Origin of the sequence: Bacillus sp. SJZ110 (assembly GCF_006715455.1) — a bacterium.
Taxonomy (GTDB): domain Bacteria; phylum Bacillota; class Bacilli; order Bacillales; family Bacillaceae; genus Bacillus; species Bacillus subtilis.
This window is the reverse complement of the sequence record NZ_VFNF01000003.1, coordinates 42178-63279: the sequence shown is the minus strand read 5'-3', so window position 1 is coordinate 63279 and position 21102 is coordinate 42178. Positions and strand designations below refer to the sequence as shown.

Below are 21102 nucleotides of genomic sequence, written 5' to 3'. Positions count from 1 at the left end.
CAGGCGATACGGTACATGAATGTTCTAAGTCAAAGAGGGTTACCTTACTGTTAATTACTTTATTTAAAAAAACGCATGTTTTTAGCTGGAAATATCTATTATGGTATATTTAAATATAACGAAATATTTGAGAAATGAGGAATGGTATGAATACAACCAAAAAACATAAGAAATTTAAAGCGAAAATGATTTTCCAAATCATCATGGTTATCATTGGAGGAATCATTGCGGCATATGGACTAGAAACAGTGCTCATTCCAAACAGTGTATCTGATGGAGGGGTGACGGGTCTTAGCATCGTTGGTTCACAGCTATTCAACTTGCCGCTGGGGATTTTGATTGCTGTGATCAACATTCCATTTGTCTGGTTAGGATATAAGCAAATAGGGAAAAGCTTTGCATTATTATCAATTATCGGAATCGTATCGCTTGCCGCGGGGACAAGCTTTTTCCACCACACACCCGCAATCATAGAAGGAGATACCCTGTTAATTACCGTTGTCGGCGGGATTATCCTTGGATTTGGAATGGGGCTGGCGCTGCGTAATGGCGGCGCATTAGATGGTATTGACATGCTTGCTGTGCTGCTATCCCGAAAACTGCCCTTCGGAACGAGCGATCTCATTCTATTCTTAAACCTATTTGTGTTTATTTTTGTTTCCACAGTATTTGGCTTACAAGGGGCATTGCTTTCAGTCATTGCTTACTACATTGCATCCAAAGTGATTCATGTTGTGGAGGAAGGCTTAAGCGGCTCTAAAACCTTTCAAATTATTACAACCCAACCTGAATTAATGGTAGAGACAATACGTGATCAATTAGGCCGAAGCGCCACATATAAAGAAGCTTACGGGGGTTTTTCCCACGAGAAATTTAAAGAAATCACATGTGTCATCAACCGTTTAGAAGAAACCAAACTAAAGGAAATTATTAATGATATTGATAAATCCGCCTTTGTCACCGTATATGACGTAGCTGAAGTGAAGGGCAGCAATTTTAGAAATCTTAATCATCACTAAAAAATAGAATGACCTTTTTAACCGTAACTGACATGCCGCGGGTAATTTAATCAAAAACACTTTTTTGAGGCTTGTGGGTGAATAACCGGTGAAGGTCTCAATCATAAATACCAAGGGTATCAAAACCCTTGGTATTTTTTGTATTTTGCTGATTGCTATTATGCTTTCCTGTCCGATATCCATTTCAGTTACTGATTTGGGAATGAAATGCTTTGTCCGCCATAAGTGTTGTCCTGGCCATCCTTCCTGCCAAAAACCAAAAGCAAACACAAGCTATATTGCCGTACTCGGTTCAATGTACAATGGGTAAAGGAAAATAAAGAGATTGATATTAATTGAATCAAACATATTTGATGTTCCAAATATAAGGGATTGTTTATATAAATAAAAGTTTATATAATGACGGTGGCGCTAAGGTAACGCGGGGAGCTACTCAGGTTTTCGTTTCGAAGTTTTGATCCTTAAGATATACGGAGCGCTACATATGGAAACGTAAAGGGGAATGTAGAATCATTTGGCGTGTATATAATGATTTGCTTATATATTGATTTGGGAAGGAGGAGCTCATATGACGATTGATGTTGCGGCGATGACTCGTTGTTTGAAAACACTTAGTGATCAAACTAGGCTTATAATGATGAGATTATTTCTTGAAAAAGAATATTGTGTCTGTCAATTGGTTGATATGTTCGAAATGAGCCAGCCCGCCATAAGCCAGCATTTGCGGAAATTAAGAAACGCAGGTTTTGTGAATGAGGAAAGAAGAGGCCAATGGCGTTATTATTCAATAAATGGTTCCTGTCCTGAGTTTGATACATTGCAATTGATCTTACATCAAATCGATCAGGAGGATGAATTGTTAAACCATATCAAACAAAAGAAAACTCAAGCGTGTTGCCAGTAAGGAGGCATTAGAATGACATCAATGATTTTGGCAGTATTCATCTTTTTATTAACTCTAGTATTGGTCATATGGCAGCCGAAAAATTTATCTATAGGGTGGTCAGCCTGTGGAGGCGCAGTTTTAGCTCTAATAGCAGGTGTTGTCAATTTTCATGATGTGTTAACTGTGACAGGGATTGTTTGGAATGCGACCTTGGCTTTTGTGGCTATCATACTGATATCGTTAATTCTTGATAATATCGGTTTCTTTGAATGGGCAGCGCTTCATATGGCTAAGGCTGCAAAAGGAAACGGTGTGCGGATGTTCGTTTATGTATCTCTATTAGGGGCTATCGTCGCCGCGTTATTTGCAAATGACGGTGCAGCTCTTATATTGACACCAATTGTATTAGCGATGGTCAGAGCATTACATTTTAATGAAAAATTAGTTTTTCCTTTTATCATTGCCAGCGGATTTATTGCGGATACCACTTCGCTTCCTTTAGTAGTGAGCAATTTGGTCAACATTGTTTCAGCGGACTATTTTCATATTACGTTTATTGATTATGCATCCAGAATGGTTGTCCCGTACTTGTTTTCGCTGCTGGCGAGCATCATTGTACTTTACCTTTTCTTTAGAAAAAGCATACCAAAACGCTATGATCTGACTGAGGTTAAAAAACCTGTTGAAGCAATTAAAGATCAAAACATGTTCAGACTGTCATGGTATATCTTAGGGCTGCTGTTAATTGGATATTTTGCAAGTGAATTTTTTTCTATCCCTGTATCAGTGGTAGCGGGCAGCATTGCGATCATTTTCTTAATCGCTGCGCAAAAGAGTCCGGCCGTCCATACAAAGAAAGTGATGAAAGAGGCGCCATGGGCTATCGTATTCTTTTCAATTGGCATGTACGTTGTTGTGTATGGTGTCCGAAATGCCGGATTAACGGATGTCCTTTCAGATGTGATTCAAGCCGCAGCTGATCAAGGATTGTTTGCTGGGACAATTGGAATGGGCTTTATTGCGGCGATTCTTTCTTCCATTATGAATAACTTGCCGACTGTTATGATTGACGCATTGGCTATTGCCAGTACAGATACACATGGGATGATGAGAGAAGCGCTTATTTATGCAAATGTGATCGGTTCAGATTTAGGACCTAAAATAACACCGATTGGTTCCTTGGCGACATTATTATGGCTTCATGTTCTTTCGCACAAAGGTATGAAAATTTCCTGGGGCACGTATTTTAAAACAGGAATTATCCTCACGATACCCACTTTATTGATCACACTTGTCGGCCTGTATATTTGGCTGCTGATAATCCATTCTTGTTTCTAAAAGGACAAGGTCACTATATCAAGGAAAACAATGCACTGGTAACTCTTGCCGCAGCCAAATGGCTGAAGGGTGGGGGAGAAAATACCTTGGGGACAAGTGGAATGTGTACAGCGCAGGAATCGAAGCTCATGGATGACATCGAGTGCTGTCAAAGCAATGAAAGAAGCAGGGATTGATATTTCAAATCAAACATCGGATAAATTTGATGATCCGGCAAAAGCACACGGAACAGAAGAAGTGTTTTCAAAGGGTCCGTGCTGAAATTGGTGACCGTTTAAAACAGTTTGCTGTAACTGGGGAATAAAGAATCGATATACTCAGCGTTTTCTTGGGTTTATATAATGCTATGTGTTGTTCAACAGGTGTCTGCGGGCTGAGTGCAGACACCTGTTTTTATTTGTCTGAGATTCGTAACAGGGAAGTTATTTGCTGGTGACAGAGGAAAATTGATTTTGTGAACAGAATCAAGAAGAAGACGGTGTTTTAAAGGAGTTGTCTGTTTTGCAGGAATTAACAAAAGAAAAGTATAGTAGCTTAAAAACAATGTTTGATGACAAATATTGTCCCACATTTGTCTATTCAATATTAGATCAAACCATTCCGGGAGCTGTTTATGCAGATGATCAAACCTTTCCTAAATCGTTTTTTATAGGAGCTGAATCAGGCATTTATTTTATTGCGGGAGACCAAGGGAATCGGGATTTTCATGATTTCATTGCAGGATATTATGAAGAACAAGTGAAATCATCAAAACGATTTACCTTGTTTTCTTCCAGTGATACATGGGATAGCGTACTGAAACCCATACTGAAAGATGACTTAAACCAAATGAGAAGAGCTGCATTTTCTTATCAACCAAAATCTTTCAAAAAGACTTTGCAACTGCCAAAGGGGCTTGTATTGAAAAGAATAGACGAAGACATCATTTCACACAGCACAGCGTTTAACAGCGCGTATTATGAGGAGTATTGGGATTCTGTCTCACAGTTTGCTTCAAAAGGTTTTGGATTTGCCGTATTACATGGCAATCATGTAGTAAGTGAGTGTACTTCTATATTTTTAGGGCATAATCGAGCGGAAATGGATATCTATACACTTGAAGAATATAGAGGACTGGGGTTAGCTTATTGCGTAGCAAATAGGTTTATAGCGTTTTGTATGGAAAATGGGATTGTTCCTAGCTGGGATTGTGATATCTGCAACAATTCGTCCATTGCATTAGCAGCTAAACTAGGGTTTAAGAAAATAATCGAATACTCTCTTTTTTATTCCGGGAAATCATAAAAAAGAGAAGAGGTAAGAACTCTTCTCTTTACATGAGTAAGCGGTTGGTGAATACCGGTTTTTATTTTATTAAGAATCTAGATTTAATTGCTGGCGAAGTTTCTTCGATAAGTCCTTTCTCGTTTTATCAGTTACAACATGATACCATAAGTGATCTATCTTTTTATCCTCACCTTTTATTTCGATCTGTTTGACATGTTGAACGGCTTCTTTATAAGAGCGTTGAATATCAATCATTTTATCAAGTGTTAAGTTTGTTTGTATATTTTTTTCTAAGGCAGCCAAAATTCCTTGATAGTTTTTTAATGATTTTAATTGTGCTCCTTCGTGAATAATTTGGTTAATGATTTCTCGCTGCCGCTTCTGCCGCCCAAAATCACCGCGAGGATCTTCTTTTCTCATCCGTGCGTATTTAAGGGCAACCTTTCCATCCAGGTGCTGTTCCCCTTTTGGTATATGCACCCCTTCAAGGGTAAAAGGGAAATCATTATTCACTGTGATTCCGCCAATCTCATCTACAATATCTTTAAACCCTTCCATATTGACTTTGATATAATAATTGATTGGGATGTTTAAAAATTGTTCAACGGTTTGAACGGCACCTTCAATACCCTCGTAAGTATATGCTGCGTTCATTTTAATATTGGTATTCTTTGATCGCATAAATACTCTGGTATCACGCGGTATACTTACCATCGTCGATGTTTTCGTCTCTGGATTTAAAGTCAGTACGATCATCGAATCAGGTCGTCCTTTATCACCGGGGCGTTCATCTACTCCCAGCAAAAGAATCGATATAGGATCATGCCCAAGACTAGCATCTTGTTGCTTAGAATCTCTTTGCAGAGGTTCATACATATGGTTGACCGATTTTGCTACGTTTCGGTAAATGCTATAGCAGGTCAGGCCTCCAATGGTTAACAAGAGGGCTAGAACAAACAATAAAATACTCTGCATTTTCAGTTTCCTTCTCCCGATTTTCACTATCAAATTCCTTCCTGATCAAGTTGAATATTTATATGTTGTACTGGTTCTTAACGGTTCTCTAATAAATAATTCTTTTATCTTCGTGATATTTTGTAGTTCATATAAGATACTTTAAATTTATACTTCAATTGAATCTGAATTGTACCGGTTTGATTGAATCATGAATTGCTTTCATTTCGTATCCGCTTTCCCGGAAATATTTTAATAATTGTTCCAAATACGCCGCGGTAGTCGGCTTTTCATGCATTAATACAATAAGCGGCTCTTTTCCTTCAAGGGTTTTGACTTGCTGAATGACACTCTTAACAAACTCTCCATGAGTGTACTTCCAGTCCTCTGAGTCAACTGTCCAATCCCACAGGTTAAAATGATCACGCTCCACAACATCTCTAAAAGGGCCAGTAATGTAAGGCTTTGACCCGTAAGGTGCTCTTATTAAATGCGTGTTGACTTTGGTTGTTTCTTTAATGTAGTCTAATGTATCGTTCATTTCTGCAGCAAAGCTTTCAGGGGATTTATAGATTTCGGAAACCTGGTGCGTCACGCCGTGAGACCCAACAGAATGACCGTTTTCCGCCATTTTTCTCACAATATTAGGATTTCGCTCGATATTTGGTTTTAACATAAAAAACGTTCCCTTTGCATTGTATTTATGAAGCAAATCCATAATTTTCTCTGAAGCAGCAGGGTTTGGTCCGTCATCAAATGTTAAATAAACGACCTTCCCGATTTCAGCAGGTTTTTTTTGTTCTTTTTTCTGTGCTGAATTTTTGTGTGTTTCTATATGCGCCTGCTCAGAAGCGTTTGTACTTTCTTTTATTGGTTCCTGCTTTGGGCCGGCAAGTGCCTTCCAGGAAATGCATAGTAACGTTACACCTAGAATAATCAATATCCCAAAACCTATTTTTCCTATTTGATTCAACTTACGATCCCTTCTTGGTGAATTTGACACTTTTTCCAACTCCTCAATTGTAGATATCAAAACTAGTTTTCTCGCGAACGAGTCACATAAATTAGAAGGACCAATGGAGACAAAGCCCGGTAAAAATGATGCTCTTTTAATATAGATGAGAGTTATCGCAGAAGTTTGATCAACTTGTAAACAAAATGTCAACAAATGAAGGAATCATTGTTATGTAATATCTTGCAGGTATAAGAAAAAACCTTATTTCAATAGAAATAAGGTTTACTTGAAGGATATGATATAAGAGCGATCGTCAAAAAATCGGGCTGATGAGTTTTCCATAGAAATATACCGGTTTTGTTCATAAACGAGCAGGTTGCTGCCATCTGGACTCCAATATATTTCTGATGGGCTGGTGCCGTGGTATATAGGTTCTGCGTAGAGGACATTTTTCCCTTGCAGCTTTCCTGCATAAGTATTGTCCTTGTCATATAAAGAGTAAGCGATCTTCTTTCGATCATTAGATATGGTAAAAACAGCTACATTTTCGAGCAGAACAGAGAGCTCACTGTTTCTGAGGTCGTATTCGTATAAGGTTTCTCCGATACCTAAAAATACAAATTGGTCATTGTTTAACCAAACAGGTTCACCATAGGGGCTAATCTGCCGCTTATTTTGAATAGTGATGCTGTCACCGCTGATGGTCCCCGTCATAATGCGATATTGTTGCCCTTGTAACATGGTTAGCAGCAAACTGTGTCCATCATCTGAAATGGAAACTGCCGTAAGCGAATCCTTTTCATCAACATTCTTCAATGGATACGTTTTGAGGGTTCCGGAATCTATGTTGAATACATTGACCGCAGTCTGGTCACTTTTTGCCGTGTCAATGACAAGATAACAAATGTATTTGCTATTATTTGACCATGAAATATCCTGTACAAAGGCATCCTTGCTAGAAGAAAAGCTGGCTACTTCCTTTTTGTTTCTGTTCGTCAGTGATATTAGATTTAGTGTTATCTTATTTGATGACATCGTTAATCCGGCGATACTTTTCCCGTCGGGAGACAACTTAAGGTTGGAAGTATTGCGGTCAATGCTCTGCAGAGTTTCAGGTTTTTCAAAAGGATAGGAGACATTCTGAAGATGCTGCGCTTTACCTTCCGTTGTGTCATTTCCTTTGAAAAAACCAACTACAGAGTTTGATGAAGACCAGCCAAGCAACTGGTCAGCTTGAGGGAGGCGATATATCTTCTTCACCTGAAAGGAGTCCGACTTCTGATCGTCATCAATCTGGCTCTCTTCCTTGTTTGGAATGATAATGGTTTCAGATCGCTTGCCCATATTATAACTGGATACAAAAATCAAGGAAATCAATAATATCCCTGACAATATAATAAACCGTTTGTTCTTCATGATCAGTTCTCAACCTTCATGTAAGCTAGTTCAATAGTGATGATTGTATGGTTTTCTTCGTAGAACATCTTGATTGTTCCTCCATGTTTTTCGACAATTGTTTTAACTATGCTTAACCCCAACCCTAAACTTCCTTCTTCCGTCACCTTTTGGTTTATTGAATAAAAAGGCTGAAACACTTTTGTGTATTGGTTGTCGTCATATGGATCACTTGGATTTTTGAACATAAAAAGAACCTGATCTCCCGTAACTTTAGCCTGAATCATGATTTCAGAATGAGATAAACTGTATTTGATCGCATTGTCCAAAAGATTAATAAAGAGTTGGCGCACTCTATTCTTTTGACCATACACATAGAGACTGTCTTCTATCTCATAGGTGATCTTCTTTTTATATCGTTCTGCACGAAATTTCATAGATTCGCATACATCTTTCAAAATCGTTCCTGCATCAATCCTATCGAATTGTTCTTTAGAGGTTTCTCTAGATACCTCAAGAAGTTTTATAACCAAATTGTGCAGACGCCGGCTTTCTTCAACAATATGATTCATTCCTTTATCAAAAAACGCCTGATCTGATTCCCCTTTTTGTTTTATGATTTCAGCATAGCCTTGAATAGAAGTCAGAGGTGTTTTCAGTTCATGGGTCATATTGTCAAAAAAACGTTTTTCCTGTTCATTAAGTTCCTTTAACCTGTCCCGATCTTTTTCGATAGTTGAAATTTGATCCCTAATTCTGGTGATCATATCATTGAAATTAACCGTAAGCTGGCCAATTTCATCTTTTCTAGAAAAATGGATATCCACATCCAGCTTGCCCTTTTTGACTTCTGAGGTGGCCTCTGTCAGCTTGACGATTGGAATCGTGATGTGTCTGGAGAGTATATAAGAGAAAAGAAACGCCGCCACAAATATCGCAAGAGCGATATAAAAAATAATATTTAAAATCTCTCCGCTTTGTTTGTAAAGCAAATTAAAATCTTTAGAAAAACGCAATATGCCAACTTTTGCACCATCAATGACAACTGGATAAGAAAAAAACACCTGTGCTTGATTTCGATCATAGGTGATATGATAAGCATTTTTTCCGTTAATTGCTTTTGCTAGGTCCTCGTCAATGCCTTGCGAAAACACTGTTTTATTAGAAGAAGACAACAAAGTGCCATCTACGGTATAAACGCCTACATTGCTTCCTGTTGAATGAGTTAAACTATCCACTATTTCATCGGCCATATCGCCGAAGTATAATTCATTGTTTTTATAATGATTGATTAAAAATGCTTGATTGATATACATGATGCTGTTTTTTTTTAAGTCTATTAAATCTGAGGTCACAATTTTTTCATTGCTTGACCAAATGACGCTTTTGACCGTTTGATTGAGCACTAGGAAAGAGAGAGAAAAAATCAGAAAAAAACCAATAATAAATTTACCCTTGATCGTCCGTAACACTCTCTACTCCTCCTGCTTCTCGAATTTATATCCAATGCCAAACACTGTTTTAATGAGGTCGCTTGCATCCAGTTTTTTACGGAGTCTTTGGATATGAGTATCTACCGTACGTGTATCCCCGGCAAAATCGTAGCCCCAAACAAATTCCAACAGCTCTGAACGTGTAAAGATTTTTCCACGATGGTCAATCAATGTCTTAAGCAGATCAAATTCTTTAGGAGTCAAATCAACAATGATCCCATCTTTTTTTACTATTCTTTCGTCTGGGATCATCACAATATTTTTTAATTGAATGTGATCCTCATTAGACGATCCTCGATCATTCACGTGGTTAGCTTGTTCAAGACGCCTGAGTATTGTACGAATTCTGGCGATAACTTCACGCAAGTCAAATGGCTTTGTAATATAATCGTCAGCCCCAAATTCCAACCCAAGGACTTTATCAGTGATATCTGACTTTGCGGTGATCATAAGTATAGGGATATTATAGCGTTGGGTCACTTTTTTACAGATATCCAATCCGCTGCAATCTGGCAGCATCCAATCAAGCAGCAGAAGATCGGGTTTGAATTGGTCTAGCTGTTTCATCCCTAAAGCTCCGTTAGATTCAGTACACGTTTGAAAACCTTCCTGCGTAAGCCCGTATGAAAGCAGATCTGCTATTGCTTCATCATCTTCAATAATAAGTATTTTCGTTTTATCCATTATTTCATTCATTCCCTGTTTCATGATTAAATTGAATATATCTATCTTAGATTCTGCAATATCACTCATTATAGCATTCTTTTTAATAGTGATTATTCAGAACTTCAGACCAAACTATAATTGGATATATTTTCACCATCGTCAACAAAATCGGGGGAATTGAGCTATCGTTGGATTAGAGGACTATGGTAAACAATGCAATTTTAATTGATAAATGAGCTTATTAAAAAGATACCAAATGATGCGGGTATCTTCTTTATTTATGTATAAGAGCGTTTCCATATCGTTTGATTTTATTGGGTGTTAAATAGGTAAAACATACCCCGCCAACTGTAACCACTCCGCCTAGCAGAGAGATCAGTGTGGGTATTTCGCCGATCCAGATCCAAGATATGATCAAGGCTAAAGCCGGTGTAACATAAAGTGAAAGGGTTGCTTCTGAAGCACCGACGAGTGAAGTGACATATGCTAGTGCGAAGTAAGGAATAACCGTCGGCAATAATCCTAAGTAAACGATAGACAAAGTTGCGCTTATTGAAGCGTTCATCATCTCTTCGCCTAAGCCTGGCAGAAACACAAGCATAGGTATTGTTCCGCCCCAAATGGTGAATGTAACGAATGGAATAAAACCATATTTTTTTATATAGCGGGCTTGAAAAACGAAATAAATACTCTCCGAAAATGCTGCCAGCAGGATGACCAAGATACCGCTCATTGAATATGTAAAGTCTCCCGCCCCAAATGCAATCAATAATACACCCAATAAACTGATCATAGAGCCAAGCCATTTCGTAAATCCAAAATGCTCTTTGTAAAACAGGCGGGATAGCATGGCTGAGAAGATCGGTGCCGTAGTAACGAGTAAGCTTGCAACTCCGGCACTAACTGTTTTTTCACCGATGTTCAGCAAAATGTGATAGAGTGCAAATCCTAAAAACCCTAAAAGAAAAATGGCAGGAATGTCTTTCAAGTCGGGTAGGCGCATCTGAGTCAAAACAGCAAAAAGCAATAATGCCATAGAGCCGATTAACAAACGAAATAAAGCAAGGTGTTCTGGTGTGTACCCTTCTAGTCCTGCGCGAATTCCCGGAAAAGCAGATGCCCATAAACCAATCATGAGACTATGAGATATAATTATTTGAACTGTTTTCTTTCGCATTCCTCTCACTCCTCTTTACAAAAACCAACCAGTTATTTAATGTGTTTTTATATTAATAAAGATTTGGTGATATGGCTTCAACCAGTTAAACGGATTTTGACCCAACCAATTTATTTTAAGGAGACCGATTCTATGAGCTTTCCAGAAAAAAAAAGATGAAAAAGCTCCCTAAGTACAGACAAATCGTTCATTTTATTAAAGAGAAAATAGGAAATGGAGAGTGGCCAATTGGAAGCAAGATTCCAAGCCAGCGCACGCTTGCAAAAGATTTTCAGGTAAATCGGAGCACAGTGATTACAGCGTTAGAGGAATTGATGGCCGATGGGTTAATAGAAGGCACAATGGGGAAAGGCACAGTTGTTATCAACAACACATGGACACTGATGGCTAAGAATTCTGCTCCCGATTGGGATCAATATGTCACCTCTGGCATTCAGATGCCAAGCCGGAAAATCGTTCAAGAGATCAATCAATCGGAATCCAATCCGGATCTGATACAGCTCAGCAAAGGTGAGCTTTCACCTGAGATTTTTCCTTTGGCTGTTATGAAAGAGATGATGGGGAAGGTATCTCATCACATGGAGGCATTCGGTTATGAAGAACCAAAAGGTTACTTACCTTTGAGGGAGGCATTAAGCAACTATTTAAAAACCATTGGAATCAACGTCTCATCTTCTTCCATTCTGATTGTCTCAGGAGCGTTGCAAGCCTTGCAGCTGATATCAATGGGGCTGTTACAAAGAGGATCAACCGTTTATCTTGATCAGCCCTCCTACCTTTATTCATTACACGTATTTCAATCAGCTGGTATGAAGCTGACTGGACTTCCTATGGATAATGAAGGACTTTTGCCTGAAAATGTTCATTTAACAAGAGGAGAGCGGGGAAGGGCTATCTTATATACAAATCCATGTTTTCACAATCCGACTGGTATTCTTATGTCTAAAAAGCGGCGTGAAGAGATCCTGGCAGTAAGTGAGAATACACAGCTTCCTATTATTGAAGATGACATTTATCGTGAGTTATGGATCGATGAAATTCCGCCATATCCTATTAAAACAATTGATAAAAATGGACACGTACTGTACATAGGAAGTTTATCGAAAACATTAAGCCCAGGTTTGAGGATTGGATGGATCGTCGGACCGGAACCGGTGATTGAACGTTTATCTGACATTAAAATGCAAACAGATTACGGATCCAGTTCGCTATCCCAGAGAGTAGCGGCAGAGTGGTTTACTTCCGGCCACTACCAGCAGCATGTAGAAAAGGTTAGGCAGCAATTAAAGGTGAGAAGAGAATTGGCCTTGAGTGCTATAGAAACTCATTTGAAAGATGTGGCGACATGGAATATCCCAAAAGGAGGGTTTTTTGTCTGGATAAAAATATTGCCTTCCATATCAATGAAATTACTTTATACTAAAGCCTTATCAAAAGGGATTCTGCTCAATCTCGGCAGTATCTATGCTCAGGAAAAAGGGAATTATATTCGTTTATCATATGCTTATGCATCTCTTGAAGACCTTCAAAAGGGGATTTATGAGTTGGGTTTAATGATTAAAGAATTGGCTAGCAGGTAGTATTTATTCACAAGGATATTTCCTAAAAAAAGATCAAGCTAATGTTGGCTTGATCTGGTGAGTTTTATTAAACAATTTGTTTATATTGATCATAAAATTGATCTATTTTTCTGAACATTTGTTTTATAAGCGAACCTGTTATAAATGGATTGAGGAACACAGCACGCAGCCAGCGGTTTCCTTTCCATTCCGGCAATGACAAGAAGATATTTTCTTCTTTCAATAAGAACTGCTGCAGTTCCAGGTTCCAGTTATCCCATTGATCCTTTTCAATGTCATGCGGTATACCTCGGAAACAGCAGATGTTTGTATCTGGCTCACAATAAAGCTCAAGAAAAGGCCGCTGTTTCACTTGTTCTATACATTCTTCGTTTAGTGCGAAACTTTTATTTATCAACTGGTTGTATCCTTTTGTTCCAACGTGTTGAAGTGATAAATATAATTTTAAAATATCAGCATGCCGCGTGCCTTGAACACCTAATTCACCCAGATTAATAAAATCAGTTTCATTCATATAAGGGGCAGATATACGGAAATCAGTTTCAAGTATTTCACGATTTTTAAAAAGAGTCATTGCACAGGTCTTTGTGATGTACATCCACTTTTGCGGATTAAAAGTAATGGAATCAGCCATTTCGATACCACTCAGTTTATCACGATATTTTTCAGAAAAAATTAAAGCGCCGCCATATGCTGCATCTACATGCAGCCACAGTCCGTTTTCCTTTGTGATTCTGGCAATTGGCAAAATTGGATCTATGCTTCCTGTCACAGTTGTTCCGGCAGTTGCGACAACAGCAAATGGAATGTGGCCTTCACTCTTTGCACGATGAATTTTTATTTCTAAATCATGAATATCCATGCGGGCCAGATTGTTGCTTTTTACCGGAATGATACTGGAGGTACCTAAACCTAGGATCATAGCTGCTTTGTGCAGGGAGGTATGGCTGACGTCCGAAACAAAGATGACAGGCTGTCCAGAAAGTCCGAAGATACCTGTCTTTTTCATATTTAATTGATGATTTCTTGCTACTGTAAGTGCATGCAGATTAGCGAGACTTCCGCCGCTTGTCATCACTCCTCCTGACTTATCATCATATCCAAACATACGGGCAATGGTTTTGAGTAACTGTGCTTCCACTTTTGAAAAAACAGGGGACATCTCAAGGCTTAGCATATTGTTATTAAGGGAACTGCTTATGAAGTCACCCAAGCATGAAATGAGAGTGGGGATTGAATCCATATGGCCCATATATCTTGGGTTTTGAGGATTCATTGAGTTTTTGATGATACCCTGCAGGTTTACCAAGATATTTTCAATTTCTATACCAGTTTCGGGTATATCACTATAATCAAAAGACTCCACAGCAGGCAGTGTGTCTCTCTTTGCAGCATGACTCGAATGTTCAATAACTAATCCGGCTAATTGATCGACTAAGCTTTTTACTTCATTTGTATTATGTCCATTAGGGTCTATGAATGTGTTTTTAGGTAGAAAAGATAATTCCATCGAGGCCGCACGCTCCTGTCATTACAATTTTTTCAATTATATCATGATGACAGCATGACAATGACGTGTGCTTTTATCTATTATAAAAATAGACCAAGTCTTAGCTTGGTCTTAAAATGATCATGTCTCTGAACGAAAAGTCTTTCCGACTTCTCTTCCTAAACCAAAATAATGTCTGAAATTATAGATAAGCGGGCTCCATTTGGAAGGGTTGATATGGTTTTCGTCCAGAATGATACTTTCCTCGGCATGAAAATGCAGTGCCTGCGTCTCTACAATTGCGAATGACGATTCATATTCTGGAAGCCGAATGTGTTTCACTTCGGCTTCGATTTGGATAGGGCATTCTTTAATTCGTGTTGGTGATACTGTTTTTGATTGTAAAGGCGTTAACCCTGCTGCCTCGTATTTTTCTTTTTTATATGTAAATCCGAGCTGCTTCTTTAAAGGCGGTATACTCTTTTTTCCGCTATAAGATGAAATTCTTTCAATGTTTTCCCATAATTCCGGGCCAGGCAAGTTTATGACACACTCTTTGTGTCTTTCCAAATTGTCGATGGCTTTTCCTCCCAGTCCTACTCCAAGGATTATATAATGTCCAAGAGCCCAAGAAGAAGACATAGGACTAATATTAGTGGTTCCATCCTCATTCAATGTGGTTAGAAGAAATGTCGAGGTACCATAATACATGATCTTGGGTTTGATTTCCTTAAATTGACGAGTGTCTTGTTTTTTGATGTCCAACGTTTTTTCCTCCTTGTCACGCTTACATTTATATTGTAAAGGATTAACATTTCAACTATCATCGAAATATGAATGTAAGGAGGAAAATCATGAATCCTAATATTGCAAAAATCTCTTCGTTGCTATCAGATCCCTCGCGTTCTTCCATTCTTCTCAGTCTGATGGATGGCAGGATACACCCTGCGGGAGAGCTTGCATATCTCGCTAACATTAAACCTCAAACCGCCAGTTTTCACCTGAATAAATTGCTTGAAGCAAAGCTGATTAGCGTAGAGAAGCATGGGAGACATCGGTATTACAGATTGTCTGACTCAGATGCTGCAAATGTGATCGAACAATTGCTTCATATTGCGCCTAAAGCAAAAGTCAAATCTTTAAAAGAGTCAAAAGAGAAAAAGGACTTGCATTTCGCCCGTACCTGTTATGATCATTTGGCAGGTTATGTGGGCGTGCAAATGGCACATTCATTAGTTGAGCAGGGGATGTTAAAAAAAGTTGATTTAAACTTTGAGGTGACTTCAGAGGGTGCTTTATTCTTTTCAAAGTTAGGCATCAATGAAGAGCAACAACGGAATAAGAGGAGAGCCTTTGCCCGCTGCTGTTTGGATTGGAGTGAACGGCAGCATCATATTGCAGGAGCATTAGGAAACGCCCTATTGGTGTGCATGTTAGAAGAAGAGTGGATCGTTCGTATGCCTAAAACGAGAGCGATTAGGATTACACAAAGCGGGAAAATCGCGTTTGAAAAGCACCTAAACGTGAAGATTTAGGATGTTGAAACGGAAACATCAGATGATGCGGTACGAAATCTAGGGAGGAGTAAGATTTGTTCTAATCTTACTCCTTCTTCTTATTTTGAAGCAGCTCGATTCCCCATTGCAATCGAGATGCGGTTCCAACTGTTTATTTGATTAATGATCAGAACAAGGTCAACATATTGTTTCTCATCATAATGTTCCCGCACCCGATGATATAGCTCATCAGGAACCCTTTTAGATGGAATGAGCGTGATGTGTTCAGATAGTTCGAGAGCCGCTTTCTCTTCAGGTGAGTAAAAATCACATTCATTCCAAGCATGTAAACAGTAAATTCGCTGTTCAGTTTCTCCCATTTTGCGGGCATCGGACGTATGCATATCTATGCAGAAGGCACAGCCGTTCATTTGAGAGACTCTGATTTTGATTAGTTCTCTCGTCGTTCGGTTAATTGAGGATTGTTTCGTGTATTTCTCCATATCCATCATGATTTTCATACCTTCAGGTGCAATCTCATAGTAGGACACTCTTTGACTCATAAGGCAAGACTCCTTTCCATAGAATACCTAGATTGTATCCCGGTATTGATCATTTTACCAATGTGCGGTTTGAATGACAGCTGTATCACCGTCTTTTGGAAAGAAGTTTCTTTGAATAAAAATAAGGGTAGCCAGCAATGATGAGTGGAGCTGCTAATGCAAGCAGTATCCATGAGCCTGATTGGCTGTCTCTAGTGACTCTAATGAATATATAAGTACCGATCAGAAAATATAATAAAGCACCTAGAAACCAATACATGTTCAATCTTCTTTTTCCTTGCTTTTTGGTTGCGCATTTTTGTCTGTCATATGGCTTAATCGATCAGGGTTCTGATTTTTTAATACCTTCTCAGTCCGGATTCCTTTTCTCTTTAATGATAAAATTGTGAGATCAATCGATTTCAATGATGATCATTCCTTCAATGAATAGTAAGTTCCTTATGATTTTAAAGGTAAATTTGAAAAGATAAAACGTACATAGAGGCAGAACGTTCATGTACGTTTGGGCAATGATCACTTATTGGAAACTCTAATGTTTCCCTGCACCTGATATTGTTGTGTTCCTTCTCTTCCTATAAAATGATTGGATACATGTATGTTTGCACGTTGAAATATGGGTTCGATTTTCATGAATCTCTATTCGGTGAAACAGGTAAAGGAAGTGGATAAGGTTTGCTTATAAGGAATCCTTTCAAAGATAAATATTACTCACATGATAGGCGGGCATTAAACATGCTTGCACTCAGAGTGCCGGGCCTGGCTTTTATTCTCATGATCTATATAGCCTCTATCGTGCTGCAATTTGTTTCTGGGGGCTGGTCCATTTTATTGCTTTATGCGTTTACCATATTAATCGCCATTTTTGCTTTGCTTCATTGGCACTCATATCGCTGGGTTAAGAAAAAAGTGATTCTGTATTTCGTGGTACAAGGTTTGATCACCTTTGCACTTGCTAATCTCATGACTGGCTTCTTTATACTTGTCATTATCGGCCTTTATGCATTTTTAATTGGACAAATCATAGGAATGGCTGACAGAAGAAGGACTTTTCTCATTCTTTATCTATTGCTGCTGCTGGTCATAAATTCGGCGTATCACCTTCATAAAGGTGAAGTTTTGCATTTTATTGTTATTGCTGCGCCGATCATGATTGTCATCATCACTTATGCCGCAACATTTTTTGCCCAAGTCGATGAAAAAATAAAAGCTCAATTGACTCTTGAAAGGCTGGAGCTGGCTCATCAGCAGGTAGAACAGCTGACGCTGCAGAACGAAAGACAGCGGATGGCCCGAGACTTACACGATACGCTTGCTCAAGGTCTTGTCAGTTTAAATATGCAGCTGGATGCGATTCATGTTCATCTCGCCAAAGGCAACACAGAGAGAGCGAAGGAAATCATACAACAATCGATGAAAAGAGTGAAAAGCACATTAGCTGATGCACGTTCAGCTATTGACGATCTCCGCAGCAAATCAGAAGAAATCGGTGTTTTAAAAGAAAGAATTACCTCATTAATGGATCATTTTATAGAGTCGACAGGCATGGCTTGTTTATTAGATTACAGATTGCATCAGGTGCTGGATGTGCGTACAGCTGAAAACTGTTATTACATCATTGGAGAATGCATGACGAATGCGGCAAAGCATGCTGAGGCGAAAACAATCTGGATATCCATTTGGGATGAAGAAAAGGGAAGGCTCCATTTAACAGTTAAGGATAACGGCAAGGGATTTGATGTTGAAAAAGGAAAGAAAAAGAGAGGACATTATGGGCTTCTTGGCATACAAGAACGCGTCAGGGCAATAAATGGCCAATTCAATATCAAGAGTACAAAATTGAAAGGAACACAAATTGAGATCACTGTACCAATTCAGGGAGAGATGCAAGATGAATAAGGTTTTAATCGTTGATGACCATCTTGTCGTGAGGGAAGGTCTGAAGCTTTTAATTGAAACGAATGATCAATACACCATTATAGGAGAGGCGGAAAATGGAAAAGTCGCAGTCCGTCTTGCAGATGAATTAGAACCGGATATCATTCTGATGGATTTGTATATGCCGGAGATGAGCGGGTTAGAGGCCATTAAACAAATAAAAGAAAAACACGATACCCCCATCATTATTTTGACTACATATAATGAAGATCACTTAATGATCGAAGGGATTGAATTAGGGGCGAAAGGATATCTGTTAAAGGATACGAGTTCAGAAACCCTTTTTCACACAATGGATGCAGCGATCAGAGGAAATGTGCTGTTGCAGCCTGATATTCTTAAACGTCTGCAAGAAATCCAATTTGAGCGGATGAAAAAGCAGCGCAATGAGACGCAGCTGACAGAAAAGGAAGTCATTGTTCTAAAAGCAATTGCTAAAGGTCTTAAAAGCAAAGCGATTGCCTTTGATTTGGGCGTCTCTGAGCGAACAGTAAAGTCCAGATTAACGTCCATTTACAATAAATTAGGCGCGAATTCAAGAACTGAGGCAGTAACGATTGCCATGCAAAAAGGTATTCTGACAATAGACAACTAAACTGCATATTTGAAAATTGCCCAAACGTACATGCCCGAATGTACGTTTTTTTCATTTCATTGTCAACTACAATGAGAAAGAATGTGATCAAGCAATGTGTTGAAAGGAGATTATCATGTCAAAAATGTTATATACATTAGGAGGATGGGTTGCTCGCAATCGCATAAAAGCAATTTGTGCGTGGATCGTTGTGTTAGTTGCTGCGATAGGCCTTGCAGTCACCTTGAAACCAAGTTTTTCTGAGGATATGTCCATACCTGACACACCTTCGGAAAAAGCGATGGATGTGATTCAAAAAGAATTTCCTCACGGTCCTGATAAAGGGAGCATACGGGTTATTTTCGGTGCTGGTGATGGGGAGAAACTTACTGGGAAGCCAGCAAACAAAGCAATAGAAGATACGCTCAAAGAAATCAGTAAAGATGATTCTGTTGACTCGATTGCAAGTCCTTTTGTGACAGGGACAATCGCGAAAGATGGCACAGTTGCCTATGCTGATATCAAGTATAAATCATCAGCAGATGATATAAAGGATTACTCTATCAAACACTTAAAAGACAGTTTGAAAATGGCTGATGATGAAGGATTGCAAACTGAGCTAAGCGGAGATGTACCGGGAGCCGAGATGGAGATAGGCGGTGTCTCTGAAATTGTCGGCATTATCTTGGCTTTTGTCGTTTTAGCCATTACATTCGGTTCTTTATTAATAGCAGGTTTGCCGATTTTAACTGCACTGATTGGTTTAGGTGTAAGTATTGGACTGGTTTTGATTGGGACACAAGTATTTGATATTGCTTCCGTCAGTCTCTCATTAGCCGGAATGATTGGCCTTGCTGTTGGTATTGATTATGCTTTATTTATTTTTATGAAACACCGCCAGTTTTTAGGCGAGGGCATACAAAAGAATGAATCAATTGCGAGAGCCGTGGGAACAGCGGGAAGCGCAGTCGTTTTTGCCGGACTTACTGTTATCGTTGCACTTTGCGGATTAACTGTTGTTAACATTCCCTTTATGTCTGCGATGGGGCTGACAGCAGGGCTTAGTGTACTGATGGCTGTCTTGGCTTCCATCACACTTGTGCCTGCGGTCTTATCGATTGCAGGGAAGCGGATGATTCCGAAATCAAACAAGAAAATAGAAAAACAAAGCACTGAAACAAATGTCTGGGGACGCTTTGTCACCAAAAATCCTATCATGCTAAGTGTATGCAGCATTCTGATTTTGATCGTCATTAGTATCCCATCTATGCATTTGGAACTGGGCTTGCCTGATGCTGGGATGAAAGCTAAGGATAATCCGGATCGCCGGGCATATGACTTGCTTGCCGAAGGCTTTGGAGAAGGATTTAATGGCCAATTAACAATCGTAGCGGATGCCACAAATGCTACAGAAAATAAGGCGGAGGCTTTCGCAGATGCAGTGAAAGAAATAAAGGGTTTAGACCATGTAGCAAGTGTCACCCCTGCAATGCCTAATAAAGAAGGGAACTTTGCCATCATTACGGTCGTTCCGGAAACAGGTCCAAATGATGTCACAACGAAAGATTTGGTACACGATGTACGCAGTTTGTCAGATAAAAACGGAGTAGATTTGCTTGTTACTGGATCGACTGCAGTGAATATTGACATTTCAGATCGATTGAATGATGCGATACCGGTGTTTGCTGTACTTATTGTTGGCTTTGCGTTTGTATTGCTGACCATCGTTTTCCGTTCGCTGCTTGTGCCGCTTGTTGCTGTTGCAGGTTTCGTGTTGACGATGACAGCCACTCTTGGGATCTGTGTATTTGTCTTGCAAGACGGGAATCTCATCGACTTTTTCAAAATACCTGAAAGAGGGCCGATACTCGCCTTCCTGCCGATTTTATCGATTGGGATTCTGTTCGGGTTAGCCATGGATTATCAAGTATTCCTTGTCAGCAGAATGCGTGAAGAATATGTAAAAACAAACAATCCAGTACAAGCCATTCAGGCTGGATTAAAACATAGCGGTCCTGTTGTTACAGCAGCCGGCTTGATCATGATTTTCGTTTTTGCAGGATTTATCTTTGCCGGCGAAGCTTCTATTAAAGCCAACGGATTAGCTCTTTCCTTTGGTGTGCTCTTTGATGCCTTTATTGTAAGAATGACACTGATTCCAAGTGTCATGAAGCTGATGGGGAATGCAGCCTGGTATTTGCCGAAATGGCTGGACAAGATGATTCCGAACGTGGATATAGAAGGGCATCAACTGACAAAGGAAATACAGCCAGAAATAGATCATGAACAAAAGAAGCAAATCATGTAATAGAAAAA

Annotated in this window: 19 protein-coding genes and 2 pseudogenes; 10 read left to right on the top strand and 11 right to left on the bottom strand. The window is 39.2% G+C overall.

Annotated features, from left to right (window positions below; genetic code table 11):
* Positions 1 to 146: 146 nt before the first annotated feature.
* The 5 genes and pseudogenes from FB592_RS10380 to FB592_RS10360 all read left to right on the top strand — a co-directional run bounded on the left by FB592_RS10380 (position 147) and on the right by FB592_RS10360 (position 4527).
* Entirely contained in the window at positions 147 to 1019 is an 873-nt protein-coding gene (locus FB592_RS10380; protein WP_021481667.1) for a YitT family protein, read from the top strand.
* A 568-nt stretch (positions 1020 to 1587) separates the two neighbouring features.
* Positions 1588 to 1923: a metal-responsive transcriptional regulator AseR gene (gene aseR / locus FB592_RS10375; RefSeq protein WP_021481666.1), complete on the top strand. Its 336-nt coding sequence runs from the start codon at positions 1588 to 1590 to the stop codon at positions 1921 to 1923.
* Between the two features lie 12 nt (positions 1924 to 1935).
* The gene (locus tag FB592_RS10370) at positions 1936 to 3243 is read left to right on the top strand and encodes an arsenical efflux pump membrane protein ArsB (RefSeq protein WP_021481665.1); all 1308 of its coding nucleotides are present in this window, start codon (positions 1936 to 1938) and stop codon (positions 3241 to 3243) included.
* 58 nt (positions 3244 to 3301) lie between these two features.
* A pseudogene (locus FB592_RS10365) lies at positions 3302 to 3547 on the top strand (low molecular weight phosphatase family protein).
* 188 nt (positions 3548 to 3735) lie between these two features.
* Positions 3736 to 4527: a GNAT family N-acetyltransferase gene (locus tag FB592_RS10360; RefSeq protein ID WP_120027822.1), complete on the top strand. Its 792-nt coding sequence runs from the start codon at positions 3736 to 3738 to the stop codon at positions 4525 to 4527.
* A 69-nt stretch (positions 4528 to 4596) separates the two neighbouring features.
* Here the strand turns inward: FB592_RS10360 and FB592_RS10355 are convergent, their stop codons facing one another.
* From FB592_RS10355 to FB592_RS10330, 6 genes are all read right to left on the bottom strand, one after another.
* The gene (locus tag FB592_RS10355; RefSeq protein ID WP_031315636.1) at positions 4597 to 5484 is read right to left on the bottom strand and encodes an LCP family glycopolymer transferase; all 888 of its coding nucleotides are present in this window, start codon (positions 5482 to 5484) and stop codon (positions 4597 to 4599) included.
* Between the two features lie 154 nt (positions 5485 to 5638).
* Positions 5639 to 6466 carry a polysaccharide deacetylase family protein gene (locus FB592_RS10350; protein ID WP_031315635.1) on the bottom strand — a complete coding sequence of 276 codons (828 nt, stop codon included), beginning with the start codon at positions 6464 to 6466 and terminating at the stop codon, positions 5639 to 5641.
* Between the two features lie 234 nt (positions 6467 to 6700).
* The gene (locus tag FB592_RS10345; RefSeq protein ID WP_103803984.1) at positions 6701 to 7840 is read right to left on the bottom strand and encodes a hypothetical protein; all 1140 of its coding nucleotides are present in this window, start codon (positions 7838 to 7840) and stop codon (positions 6701 to 6703) included.
* Positions 7837 to 9285 (bottom strand): HAMP domain-containing sensor histidine kinase, encoded by a 1449-nt coding sequence (locus FB592_RS10340; protein ID WP_038827559.1) that lies wholly within the window; start codon positions 9283 to 9285, stop codon positions 7837 to 7839. The genes FB592_RS10345 and FB592_RS10340 overlap by 4 nt, the downstream gene beginning before the upstream one ends.
* 3 nt (positions 9286 to 9288) lie before the next feature.
* A complete protein-coding gene (locus tag FB592_RS10335) occupies positions 9289 to 9990 on the bottom strand; it encodes a response regulator transcription factor (protein ID WP_024572364.1) in 702 nt (233 codons plus the stop codon).
* A 256-nt stretch (positions 9991 to 10246) separates the two neighbouring features.
* On the bottom strand, positions 10247 to 11149 hold the full coding sequence (locus tag FB592_RS10330) for a DMT family transporter (protein ID WP_101501893.1): 903 nt from the start codon (positions 11147 to 11149) through the stop codon (positions 10247 to 10249).
* 132 nt (positions 11150 to 11281) lie between these two features.
* Here FB592_RS10330 and FB592_RS10325 point away from each other — a divergent pair.
* A pseudogene (locus FB592_RS10325) lies at positions 11282 to 12729 on the top strand (aminotransferase-like domain-containing protein).
* A gap of 67 nt (positions 12730 to 12796) precedes the next feature.
* Here the strand turns inward: FB592_RS10325 and FB592_RS10320 are convergent.
* Together FB592_RS10320 and FB592_RS10315 are read right to left on the bottom strand one after the other, a co-directional pair.
* On the bottom strand, positions 12797 to 14239 hold the full coding sequence (locus FB592_RS10320; protein WP_014478967.1) for a pyridoxal phosphate-dependent decarboxylase family protein: 1443 nt from the start codon (positions 14237 to 14239) through the stop codon (positions 12797 to 12799).
* Between the two features lie 120 nt (positions 14240 to 14359).
* Positions 14360 to 14983 (bottom strand): flavin reductase family protein, encoded by a 624-nt coding sequence (locus tag FB592_RS10315; protein ID WP_014478968.1) that lies wholly within the window; start codon positions 14981 to 14983, stop codon positions 14360 to 14362.
* A gap of 89 nt (positions 14984 to 15072) precedes the next feature.
* Here FB592_RS10315 and FB592_RS10310 point away from each other — a divergent pair, with 89 nt between their 5' ends.
* Positions 15073 to 15753, top strand: coding sequence for an ArsR/SmtB family transcription factor (locus tag FB592_RS10310; RefSeq protein ID WP_015715305.1), 681 nt, complete (start codon positions 15073 to 15075; stop codon positions 15751 to 15753).
* Positions 15754 to 15833: 80 nt separating this feature from the next.
* Here FB592_RS10310 and FB592_RS10305 read toward each other — a convergent pair whose 3' ends face one another.
* From FB592_RS10305 to FB592_RS10295, 3 genes are all read right to left on the bottom strand, one after another.
* Positions 15834 to 16277 carry a carboxymuconolactone decarboxylase family protein gene (locus tag FB592_RS10305; RefSeq protein WP_014475936.1) on the bottom strand — a complete coding sequence of 148 codons (444 nt, stop codon included), beginning with the start codon at positions 16275 to 16277 and terminating at the stop codon, positions 15834 to 15836.
* 85 nt (positions 16278 to 16362) lie between these two features.
* Positions 16363 to 16542: a hypothetical protein gene (locus FB592_RS10300; RefSeq protein WP_010886421.1), complete on the bottom strand. Its 180-nt coding sequence runs from the start codon at positions 16540 to 16542 to the stop codon at positions 16363 to 16365.
* The gene (locus tag FB592_RS10295) at positions 16539 to 16682 is read right to left on the bottom strand and encodes a hypothetical protein (RefSeq protein ID WP_014478971.1); all 144 of its coding nucleotides are present in this window, start codon (positions 16680 to 16682) and stop codon (positions 16539 to 16541) included. The genes FB592_RS10300 and FB592_RS10295 overlap by 4 nt, the downstream gene beginning before the upstream one ends.
* Positions 16683 to 16949: 267 nt before the next feature.
* On the opposite strand from FB592_RS10295, the gene ydfH reads away from it, so the two are divergent.
* The 3 genes from ydfH to FB592_RS10280 all read left to right on the top strand — a co-directional run bounded on the left by ydfH (position 16950) and on the right by FB592_RS10280 (position 21094).
* On the top strand, positions 16950 to 18173 hold the full coding sequence (gene ydfH / locus FB592_RS10290) for a two-component system sensor histidine kinase YdfH (RefSeq protein WP_141949483.1): 1224 nt from the start codon (positions 16950 to 16952) through the stop codon (positions 18171 to 18173).
* Positions 18166 to 18807 (top strand): two-component system response regulator YdfI, encoded by a 642-nt coding sequence (ydfI, locus tag FB592_RS10285; RefSeq protein ID WP_003244318.1) that lies wholly within the window; start codon positions 18166 to 18168, stop codon positions 18805 to 18807. The genes ydfH and ydfI overlap by 8 nt, the downstream gene beginning before the upstream one ends.
* Before the next feature lie 115 nt (positions 18808 to 18922).
* Positions 18923 to 21094, top strand: coding sequence for an MMPL family transporter (locus tag FB592_RS10280; protein ID WP_141949482.1), 2172 nt, complete (start codon positions 18923 to 18925; stop codon positions 21092 to 21094).
* Positions 21095 to 21102 lie beyond the last annotated feature (8 nt).

Coding starts and splice junctions, on each gene's coding strand:
- FB592_RS10320 (WP_014478967.1), bottom strand. CDS start 14,239: ATGGAATTATCTTTTCTACCTAAAAACACATTCATAGACCCTAATGGA.
- FB592_RS10335 (WP_024572364.1), bottom strand. CDS start 9,990: ATGGATAAAACGAAAATACTTATTATTGAAGATGATGAAGCAATAGCA.
- FB592_RS10330 (WP_101501893.1), bottom strand. CDS start 11,149: ATGCGAAAGAAAACAGTTCAAATAATTATATCTCATAGTCTCATGATT.
- FB592_RS10280 (WP_141949482.1), top strand. CDS start 18,923: ATGTCAAAAATGTTATATACATTAGGAGGATGGGTTGCTCGCAATCGC.
- FB592_RS10305 (WP_014475936.1), bottom strand. CDS start 16,277: ATGAGTCAAAGAGTGTCCTACTATGAGATTGCACCTGAAGGTATGAAA.
- FB592_RS10370 (WP_021481665.1), top strand. CDS start 1,936: ATGACATCAATGATTTTGGCAGTATTCATCTTTTTATTAACTCTAGTA.
- FB592_RS10310 (WP_015715305.1), top strand. CDS start 15,073: ATGAATCCTAATATTGCAAAAATCTCTTCGTTGCTATCAGATCCCTCG.
- FB592_RS10380 (WP_021481667.1), top strand. CDS start 147: ATGAATACAACCAAAAAACATAAGAAATTTAAAGCGAAAATGATTTTC.
- aseR (WP_021481666.1), top strand. CDS start 1,588: ATGACGATTGATGTTGCGGCGATGACTCGTTGTTTGAAAACACTTAGT.
- ydfI (WP_003244318.1), top strand. CDS start 18,166: ATGAATAAGGTTTTAATCGTTGATGACCATCTTGTCGTGAGGGAAGGT.
- FB592_RS10355 (WP_031315636.1), bottom strand. CDS start 5,484: ATGCAGAGTATTTTATTGTTTGTTCTAGCCCTCTTGTTAACCATTGGA.